Source organism: Lactiplantibacillus sp. 7.2.4 (assembly GCF_018991185.1).
GTDB classification, from domain to species: Bacteria; Bacillota; Bacilli; order Lactobacillales; family Lactobacillaceae; genus Lactiplantibacillus; species Lactiplantibacillus pentosus.
Genome location: NZ_JAGYGS010000003.1, coordinates 125,609 through 135,808, shown reverse-complemented (window position 1 = coordinate 135,808; position 10,200 = coordinate 125,609). Strand labels below are relative to the sequence as shown.

Sequence of the window (10,200 nt, the reverse complement as noted above, 5' to 3'; positions counted from 1 at the left end):
ATTCGTCATTAACGTGTAACGTTTTTTTCTAATGAAATTAATTATAAGCAATTTATGAGTTGTGTTCTCGGAGCGCCTTCAAGCGGTCCCAGTAGACCCCCTCGATAACGTGCCGGATACGTTCTTTATCGGCCTGTGTCCAATCCATAATACCGTATCCCATAGGAATGTTTGATTGGAGTAATTGGTCGAGGTCAATGCGATTAGTGGTACTGCTCCACGGAGAAAGATTGCTAGCATGTAACTCAGTGTTAGTTGTGGCATAAAGTGATGAGACAGGGATTTTGAGGACGGCCGCAATGTTAGCGATGTCGTCGGCACTGGGGGTCGAATAGCCCCGTTCGTAATTAGAGATGACTTGTGCGGATAGTCCAACGTGGTCTCCGAGTTCGACCTGAGTAAAGTGATGCGCTTTACGGAATTCTTTAATTCTTTCACCAATACTTGCCACAAAATGCACCCCTTTAAATGGTTTTATAGAGATACTAATTCATCTAACGGTAAATGTTATCAAACTAACGGAATTATTTATTTTTAGGTTTAAATATAACGTAATCCGTTATATAATGACTTTAATAACTTGCCATTAGAACATTGTTTAATTTGTGACACTTAGTTTGGACGGGGAGGTAGCCTGGTGTCATCTCAGTTATTTTCGATGGTGAAGAAAAGCCAACTAGCACGATTGACGTGTTGTTGGCTCGATGAGTTTCTATTTTGGAGAACTAATTGAAAAGGGGTATGTAGGACATGAAGAGTAGTAAAGTGATTTCCACGACAGCGTTAGTACTTGGTGGATTGATGGTTACCACGAGTAATCAGATGACGGCGCACGCGGATACGGAGGGGCAGGCAACTACGAATCAAGTGGTGTCTCCACAATCAGCTAGCACACCACAAGCGAGTCAAGCAGTTACTAGTTATACAGCAAGTCAAGCAACGGTGGCCAGTCAAGCCGCGAGTCAGTCGGCAACGGCAACTCAATCGTATGCAAGCCAACTTGAAAATGACCCTGCTAAGACAGCAGAACAAGAACAACAAGCTGCTAAGGATAAGCAAACTGCTTCTAATGCTAAAGCTGATCAAGCTCTGAATGATGCTAAGTCTACAGCTTCGAACGTTCAATCTCAAGCCGTTCAACAAGCTCATTCAGATAAGGAAACTGCTGATAAGCAAGCTGCTAATGATAAGGATTCTGCTACTAAACAAGCTCAATCTGGTAAGGTTGATGGGAAATATGCTCAGGCTGTGAAAGATGCTCAAAATCAATTAACTGCTGATACAAATACAGTTAATCAAGCTAACCAAAATAAGACGACTGCTTATGTTGCTACCCCAGCAACTTCTACTGCTGACTCACTAATTGGTCAACATGATATTCAAAGTGAAAAGAATTTACCTACAAAAATTACAGATCCTAATCTTCCAAATAATATTGCTAATAATCCGGAAGCTGATGCCATTGGTTATTATGGCTATACTTTAAATGATGATACTTCAGAAAAAATCAATGGAAAATTAACTGATTCACAACAAAATGAATTAGCTGATTATGCAATTACTTTAATTAATTCATGGCGTAAAACTCAAGGATTAAATCCTACCCAATGGACTCAACAATCGCAAGATGCTGCTATTGAAGTAACTCGTTTACGTGAAAATGTGAAAATCGGATTTAACCATAATTTTCAAGTGAGTTCAGTTATGGGCCAAGTTGAATTAATTGCCAATAAATATGGGTTAACGAAATCTATGGAAAATTTGGTTGCTGCAACTGTACTTGACAACGATAATTTGACTATGAATAAATTAAAAGCAATTATTCTTAACCATATTACTGCCATGATTTATCAAGATGCTCATTCTAAATGGGGACATAAGACTACGTTCATTAATGCTAAGTATTTTGGATTTGGAGTTCAATATAATACCAATGCTACTGATGGAGGTGTTCTCCCTTATGTATTTGTGTACGATACTTTTGACAAGAACGACGATTCTTCAATTACACAAACAGTATTAACTCCAACTTCAGCTCAAACAATTGAAGCTTCACGTACTAGTGGTGGAGCAACTAAAGCACAATTACAAGCTGTAGAAAATGATAAGGTAACTCTTGCTAATGCACAAAAGGCTTTGACAGATGCTACTAACGCTGCCAATCAGTCAATTGCACCTCAATTAGCGAATATCAATGACACCTATGAAAAAACTTTACGTGCCAACTCAGCAGAATATCAGACTCGTTTGTCAACTGCCGATAATGTTTATAAGCAAGCAATTGCATCTGCTGAACAGAATTATTCAAATGCATTAGCTAAGAATGCTGCTAATGAAACTGCTAAGATTCAACAAGCTCAATCTGCTTACAATACTGCTGTTGCTAAAGCTACGGCAACTCATGATGCTGCAATTAAGCAAGCTCAACAAACGTATGATGCTGAATATGCTGCAGCTTATGATGAAACACCAGCTGAACGAACTGCACGTCATGCTAAGATGTTGGCTGCATTTAAAGCCAATGAAGCGACAAAATTGGCTAACTTGAAAGCACAACAAGCGACTGATCTTAAGAACTTCAAAGCTCAACAAACGGCTATGAGTAAAGCTGCCGACCAAGTAAAGGCCGGAACTCATTCAACAACAATCAAGACAAACACGAAGCAACCGAATACGCACACTGCTAAGCAAACGCCTCAGGCAGCAACGGACGCCGTTTCAATCAAGTCCGGTACTGTCGGTGAACAGGAAACGGATGCGCCGGTTCTACTACATCAAGGTACGCCGGAACACACAGTTAGCGTATTGGTCCCAACTGTTAAGTCAGTCCAACGGCATGGCGAAACACCAGATCAACCATCTGGACAGGCTAAGTTAACGTTACCGCAAACCAACGAATCAAGTGTCGCACCGATTAGCTTGATTGGTGTGGCCCTGCTTGGCCTATTAGGGCTCAGCTATCGCGGCCTACGACGGAAAGTACGGTAGGTAGAGACGGAACAGATGTCGTCGAAAGATTAAATAAGACTATTTAAGGCTAGCAAAGATTGGCTTTGGCTAAATATTTGCTAGCTATTATTATGGTCAGCGATAGTATGGGAGCGTTAAGTGATATGTTGAATAGGCACCAGAATACAAGGGTAACCTCATTGGAAATTGTATTTTTCTGTGTTTTAGCAGTGTTATTAAGTTTGACGTTGTATTCAAGCCCGATTGCGAAGCTTTTACCGACGCATGACCAATCTATGTTTGTTTATTTTGGGAATGCGATTGATGCCGGTAAGATTCCTTACGTTGATATGTTTGATCACAAGGGGCCAATCTTGTGGTTGATTAATGCGTTAGGTTGGCTTCGATTAGGCCCGGTTCGGGTACTTTGGTTGATTGAGATAGCGGTTATAACGATTAGTTGTATTTATATGTTCAAGTTAAGTTTGTATTTTGCCAACCGGGCGACAAGTTTAGTCGCGACTCTGGTTGGTCTGTTAATGCTGATGAGATTCTCAATTGGTGGCAATATCTCTGAAGAATATGCACTTCCTTGTATCGCCATGACGCTTTATTTGATGCTGAGTTATCTTACAGGGGAAGAAGCGCGAGTATGGCCTTTTGTGATTTTTGGCCTGACGGGTACCGCGGTGTTTTTCATTCGGCCTAATATGGTGGGGCTGTGGGTCGTGAGTGTCATTACGGTAATTGTGGTAGAGGTTGGCAAGCGCCGATGGTCACGACTCTTGCGTCTTGCAATGGCCACACTAATAGGTGCTTTGATTATTATTGTGCCACTCTTACTTTACGGTCTGCTCACGCACTCGCTCGCTGAAATGATTTACGGAACCATCACATTCAATTTGAGATATGTTGCTGCCGAAAATAAAGTTTCGATATTGAAAATGCTGATTTTTGTTGCGGGTACTTTCTTCATGTATGGTGCCATCATTCCGCAAATTTATTTGATTGTTAAGGCAGTCCGCCACCCACGGCAACGATTAATTTGGTGGTTTTTGGTGGCTGTGGGGATCGTTAATGCTATGACGGTGATTGTGTCACGTCGAATGTATAGTCATTACTTGATTACTCAAATTCCAATTGCAGTGATTGGTTTGGCGGTTCTCATCAGGGATGCAAACGCATGGCTCAGTACGAAACGTCATTGGCAGCAGAACATGATGACGGCATTAATGATATGGCTTGTTATTGGTGGTTTGGGCCCCATACTCGGTATTGGCGAGTTTGCACATAAATCGATTCAACTCTCACGAACCAGACCAATCAGTAATCAGGAGAGATTGATTGCCGCCTATATTCGAAAGCATACATCATCGAAAGATACGATTTATGCGTGGCGTTATGATGCAAATATTTATAATTTGAGTGGTCGTTTTGCCAATAATCCCTATTTCACGTTACCTTCAATCCATTTAGCGAACTATCCCACGATTGAACACCGATTAGTAATGGCGTTTACGAGCGACCAACCTGCCTATTTTATTGCGAAAAGGAGTCTGTTCGTAAAGCCAGCTCAATCTGATGCGGAAAAGCAGATTAGGAAAATCATACAAAGTGATTACCAGGCCATTAATATTCGTGGAACAGATGGCACTTTTAAAGTGTTCCGACTTAAATAGAACATCAATAAGAATCTGAAATCACGAACGCTGCATTCAATCGGGCTTAGATGAGTCAGCTTGCGATGATAGTAATAAATAAGTTAGCGTATTTTGTTAGGAGAGCGTGGTTGGCACTTTAATTAGAATTGCGGACGGGCATGGTATGTCGCTCGTTATGAAATGAGTGTGAGTTAAGGAGGCCAGGGCGGCTAAACGCAAGCAAAAAGAGTAGCCGACTGAATAATTAGATGATGAGTAAGAAAAAGATCGATTTTAATATGTATTGGTATTTGTTAGCGGTAGTGGTAATCAGTATTTTTATTACATTGCCGCAACTCTACCACCATGTCACAATTATTGGTACGGATAGTCTGTTTCACTATAACCGCTTTTATGATGTTGCGATGCAAATTAAGCATCATAATTTTTCATATTTTATGCAGTTGTATGGTTTCTTAAACTCTGGAAGAATAGTCACAGCGGTTTATAGTCCCGGGATAACCTATCTTTTGGGTGGACTGTTATTAGTCTGTGGGAGTTTTTTCAGGTTTGCAATCGTGACGCGGCTATTGTTTTTTATTTTAGCGGCACTGTCAATGAACAGTGCACTAAAAATAATGCGCGTCAAAAATAGTGTTTTAGTTCAATTGGTCTCGGTGCTTTATGCATTTACCCCAGCGATTAATAGTTGGGGAATGGCACAAAATTTTTCTGGCATTGGTGCAATCTGTCTACCATTAATCTTTGGTTGTGGCGTACGGATGCTCAAGCGGCCCGAACATCCTATTAGTTGGTTACAATTAGGCGGAATTATGGCAATCGTGCTACAGACGCATCTGGCTACTGCAATTCAATCGATAGTCATTCTAATTTTTTATGCAGTCTTAGCCTTGATCATTAATCCGAAAAGTAGATGGAAATTGGTTAAAAATGGCATTGCGGCGGCGCTTCTTTGTATTGGTTTGTCGCTTAATATTATTGCTGGCATGCTAGAGTTATATGTCGACAACATCATTGTGCCAGTTGTGGCGTTTGACCTTAAGAGTGGCAAAGGAATTTATCACTTGCTGTATCTGAGTGATGGTGGCTGGGTAAACTTGTTTTTTATTCTGATCGTGTTGGTAATCATGTTGAGCGGTTTTAAGCGTCTCTCCATAGAGACTAAAGCTACTGGTCTTCTTTCGGTAGTTTTGTTCTTATTTGCTACGGCAATGATTGTCGATTGGCCAACGGTTATGGCAAGTAATCCCATTCTCAATAATACGCTACAATTTCCGGGAAGGCTGAAGGGACCAGCTATCACAGCAGCGTTAATAACAATTGCAAGTGTCGATAGTAGCTATTTCAGTGGTCGGGTCAGACGCTATAGCAAGCCAGCCTTGGTGGGTGTATTGGCTTTGTTTGCTTTCACAAATATGGTGGGAAATTTTCGATATAGTCGAAATGCAAGTCAGCAAGTACTTTCATCAAGAGCAGTTTTGCCAGATTTGAAGCGAACCAAGAAGTTAAAACAAAGTTTAACCGAAGTAATGCGTTCACCGCTATCTGATCGGACGGTGAACTTGATTACTAAGTCGACGCCGGACTATATGCCAGCGACGCGTTTGCCAAATCAGCCAGTTTATGGTGAGTATCAGCGACAAATTATTCGACCAAGTAAGAATTCTAGTCATGTGAATCGATTTGGATATGAGAAAGTTGTCCGGAAACATCAGATTGTTGTGAAATGGCAAGGCAATGGCAGTTATCGGACGATTCCAATCGCCTTTTATCACAATAGTCGGTTTCAGCTCAATGGTCAGAAAATAACACCGAAGCGTGCAAAAGGCATTCTAAGGTTACCACTGGTTCGTGAAGGTTCAGGGAAGAATGTATTACGAGTGACATATCATCCCAGAGTGATTAGCCGGTTACTGCTGAATTTGTCGATGCTGAATTGGGTATTAATGATTGTAGGAATGGCGATATATGAGTATCGGAAACGTAAAGATGATTGAAGATACTAGTTGGAACACATGAAAAAAGCGTGAAACTAATAATAGGATAAGCTTATGTTATTAGTTACTTCAGGTTAAATGTGAGGAGTTCAAAAATGAAAAAAGCACAATTAGGTTGGTGGCTATTGGGGACAGTTGAAATATTGATCGCAGTTGTCGGTGGTGTTTTGATGTGGCAGAAGATGGATGCTGCACCGCAAAAAGCAGCAGTAAAGGTGACGGCAACGAAGAAGGTGGCTACTAGTCGCGACTTGAAAAAGAAGAATTCTAGTCGTGAGGCGACCACTGCAAGTCAAAGTACAACCAATAAGCTGACGGCGACCAATATTGGACCGCGAACGTTAGCGCTGGCAATTACTTACTATGCGAGTCATCATTTTGATCAAATTGGCGCGCATACTTGGCAAAGCATGTATCAAGCCTATCTAACGAACCCAGGAACGATTATTGTCTCCAACGCACATGTTGACGAGTTAAAGCGGCCAGGCACTGGTGTGGCATACTACGCGGCCTTTCAAGGTGGTGATAAGGATGTTGAATCAGATATGTTAGGTGGCTATCCTTGTTATACATTGGAAAATAACCAGATGGTCAATATTTACCAACCACAATCTAATCCAAGAAAGTCAATCACGGTTTCCGTTGATCAAATCGTGCAATATGCAAATCAGACGAACCAAGCCAAGAAGATTAGTCAGCTTGGTCAGCAGATGACGATCAAAAACTTACGTAAAGATTTTGGCGCAAACCATATTAGCATTAAGGAATTCTATGAGGAACCAATGATGACCAAAGTGATTATGTATTATGGCATTCATCATGATACGGACAAAAATTGGCAAGCACTATCACAACTTATTAAGGATGGTACCGTTTTTAAGGCGACGCCGGATCGTGGTCCCAGTATTATTGGTTATAATGGAAATTCAAGCAGTTGTATGATTGCTTATGATCCGCAAAATGGTATGTCAGGAAAACCAGATTTGTTTGTTTTTGGACATGAGACTGCGGATCAGGACTTCGCGAGTGATACCGTTGATGGCGATGACGTGGGTGTGCCGGCTGAAACGTTATTGAAGTATGTTAATGATAATGGTGGGCGAACGGCGGTGGCTAATATCCAGGTTAAGGACGACAGTGATGCCATTGGTAGCAAAGTGATGGAGTAGCCCCAAATCCTAGAAATGCGGAGTATGCAAGTTTAACTAGATAAAATAATGACAATCAGGCGCAATTTGTTGGAACTAGCCAACAGAATGCGCCTTTTATTGAGCATGTAGCGATTATCGAGTCAATGTTTGTGCGAGTTGATGGCCTGTTAATGAGGAGGCAGTGTGAACCAGAATCGTTCGCGCAATAATAACTTTTTAGCAATTCACCGAATAAATTATTAAAACCACAATTGGTAGTAGCTATCGCCCCAAAAATCGGTCACAAAATACCCTCACTAGTGGTAACCGGATTAGACAGGCCTTCCAAAATCAAGTACAATTGCTACATATAAGAAAATAGATGGGATTGGGAATGTTGACAGGAAAATTAGTTACTTTTGAAGGGCCAGATGGTGCCGGTAAAACGTCAGCTTTAAACGCGATTGTGGCACAGTTACAGCCGCAATTAGGGGATCGCTTAGTCGTGACGCGTGAACCGGGCGGTAATCAAATCTCAGAAGCGATTCGGAACATTATTCTGGATCGTAACAATACGGCAATGGATGACCGCACGGAGGCTTTATTATATGCGGCCGCGCGCCGGCAACACATTGTTCAAACGATTCAACCCGCATTAGACCGCGGCCAATTAGTCTTATGTGACCGCTATCTCGATAGTTCCGTGGCCTATCAAGGTGCTGGCCGCGAGATCGGTGAACAGGCCGTTTATGACATGAACCAGTTTGCAACCAAGGGACTAACGGCGGACTTAACGTTGTACTTTGACGTTGATGCCGCGGTCGGATTGAGCCGAATTCAGCAACATCGACAAAATGAAATCAATCGTTTGGACGTGGAAGCCCTCAGCTTTCATCATCGTGTCCAAGCAGCATACTTACAATTATTGGCTGACCATCCGGAACGCATCAAGCGCATCGATGCCAGTCAACCATTAGAAGAAGTCGTCACGCAAGCCATTCAAATCATGACGACGAAGTTACCAACTTACATGGCTACCGAGGGAGGGGAACGCGAATGAAATTAATTATTGCAATCGTCCAAGATAAGGACAGTAACCGGTTAAGCAGCCAATTTATCGAAGCCAACGTCCGCGCAACAAAGCTTTCAACGACTGGTGGTTTCTTGCGCTCAGGAAACACCACCTTTATGATTGGGATTGAAGACGAACGCGTCGATGAAGTTTTGGCGATGATTAAAGAGACGAGTCATGCGCGTGAGCAATTCATGACACCACCCGTTAACTTAGACGTGACGATGGACGGCGCGTCCGCCTATCCAGTCGAAGTCCAGGTCGGTGGGGCCACGGTCTTTGTCTTACCAATCGAACAATTTCATCAATTTTAATGGGTCGATTTTAACGTTTAACTTTAATGAAGGATGATGATTAATGGCAACCGATTCATTTGCGCAAACGTTAACTGCCAAACAACCCCGTTTGTTAGCGGCATTTAAACACATTATCGCCCAGAACCATCTCGCACACGCGTACTTGTTTGCGGGCATGGAGGGCGCTGGGCAACCAGAATTGGCCCACTGGATCGCGCAACGGTTGTTCTGCCTACACGTGACGGACGATGGCGAACCGGATGGCACCTGTGAGGAATGCGTCCGCATCGCCAACGGGTCGCACCCAGACATCGTGACAGTCGCGCCTGAGGGGCAACGGATTCATGTGGACCAAGTGCGGTACTTAAAAGCCGAATTCTCTAAGAGTGCGGTTGAGGGTAATCGCAAGTTATTTATTATCAGTGATGCCGAAAAGATGACTGCCAGTGCTGCCAACAGTTTATTGAAGTTTATCGAGGAACCGAGCGGCAACGTGACGGCGCTACTCCTAACGACCAATAAACAGTTGATGCTGCCGACGATCATCTCCCGGACGCAGGTCATTGAATTTCCACCACTCAACGCCCAAGCGTTGCAACAGACGTTTGAGCAGGCCGGAATCGCCCCCAATCAAGCCCAGATGGCCCGCTCGTTGACGAGTAGCGTCACTCAGGCACAGGCGCTCCTTGAGGACGACTGGTTGCCACAAGCATCACAGGCCTTGTGGCGGTGGTTTGAACAGGCGGTTAAGGGTGATTCGCGCAGCTTTGTGGCAGTGCAAGTCAACCTAGTCGGATTAGCGAAGGATGCCGACCATCAGCTGGTGATGCTAGATTTGATCGCCGCGCTATTTCAGGATTTATTACAACTACATTTTCAAGTGGCAACGACCGCATTGACGTTTGGTCAGTACCAGCAAGAACTGACGACATTAACGACTCGGTTGAGTGATGACCAGTTGATTGCCGCGACTGAGCTAGCCCTAACTGCAAAGCGACAGTTAGCTAGCAATATTAGTTTTCAGAATGTCTTAGAGGGCCTAACCTTAAAGTTATGGCCGATTTTTCAAACAAACGCTTAATTAAAGGAAAACGA

The 10,200-nt window shown here is 42.9% G+C and carries 8 protein-coding genes; 7 read left to right on the top strand and 1 reads right to left on the bottom strand.

Features of this window, described 5'->3' with window-relative positions:
- Positions 1-52 precede the first annotated feature (52 nt).
- Positions 53-451 (bottom strand): helix-turn-helix domain-containing protein, encoded by a 399-nt coding sequence (locus KGF70_RS02015; RefSeq protein ID WP_157685941.1) that lies wholly within the window; start codon positions 449-451, stop codon positions 53-55.
- Positions 452-750: 299 nt separating this feature from the next.
- Here KGF70_RS02015 and KGF70_RS02010 point away from each other — a divergent pair, with 299 nt between their 5' ends.
- The 7 genes from KGF70_RS02010 to holB all read left to right on the top strand — a co-directional run bounded on the left by KGF70_RS02010 (position 751) and on the right by holB (position 10,186).
- Positions 751-2,988, top strand: a complete 2,238-nt coding sequence (locus KGF70_RS02010) for an SEC10/PgrA surface exclusion domain-containing protein (RefSeq protein WP_216769582.1) — start codon at positions 751-753, stop codon at positions 2,986-2,988.
- 161 nt (positions 2,989-3,149) lie between these two features.
- Positions 3,150-4,628, top strand: coding sequence for a hypothetical protein (locus tag KGF70_RS02005; RefSeq protein ID WP_216769580.1), 1,479 nt, complete (start codon positions 3,150-3,152; stop codon positions 4,626-4,628).
- A 230-nt stretch (positions 4,629-4,858) separates the two neighbouring features.
- On the top strand, positions 4,859-6,607 hold the full coding sequence (locus tag KGF70_RS02000) for a hypothetical protein (RefSeq protein ID WP_253955594.1): 1,749 nt from the start codon (positions 4,859-4,861) through the stop codon (positions 6,605-6,607).
- Between the two features lie 95 nt (positions 6,608-6,702).
- Positions 6,703-7,776, top strand: a complete 1,074-nt coding sequence (locus tag KGF70_RS01995) for a hypothetical protein (protein WP_216767521.1) — start codon at positions 6,703-6,705, stop codon at positions 7,774-7,776.
- Positions 7,777-8,131: 355 nt separating this feature from the next.
- On the top strand, positions 8,132-8,797 hold the full coding sequence (tmk, locus tag KGF70_RS01990) for a dTMP kinase (protein WP_050339174.1): 666 nt from the start codon (positions 8,132-8,134) through the stop codon (positions 8,795-8,797).
- A complete protein-coding gene (locus tag KGF70_RS01985) occupies positions 8,794-9,123 on the top strand; it encodes a cyclic-di-AMP receptor (RefSeq protein WP_050339173.1) in 330 nt (109 codons plus the stop codon). Before tmk ends, KGF70_RS01985 begins: the two co-directional genes overlap by 4 nt.
- 43 nt (positions 9,124-9,166) lie before the next feature.
- Positions 9,167-10,186, top strand: coding sequence for a DNA polymerase III subunit delta' (holB, locus tag KGF70_RS01980; protein ID WP_088770004.1), 1,020 nt, complete (start codon positions 9,167-9,169; stop codon positions 10,184-10,186).
- The last annotated feature ends 14 nt before the right edge of the window (positions 10,187-10,200 follow it).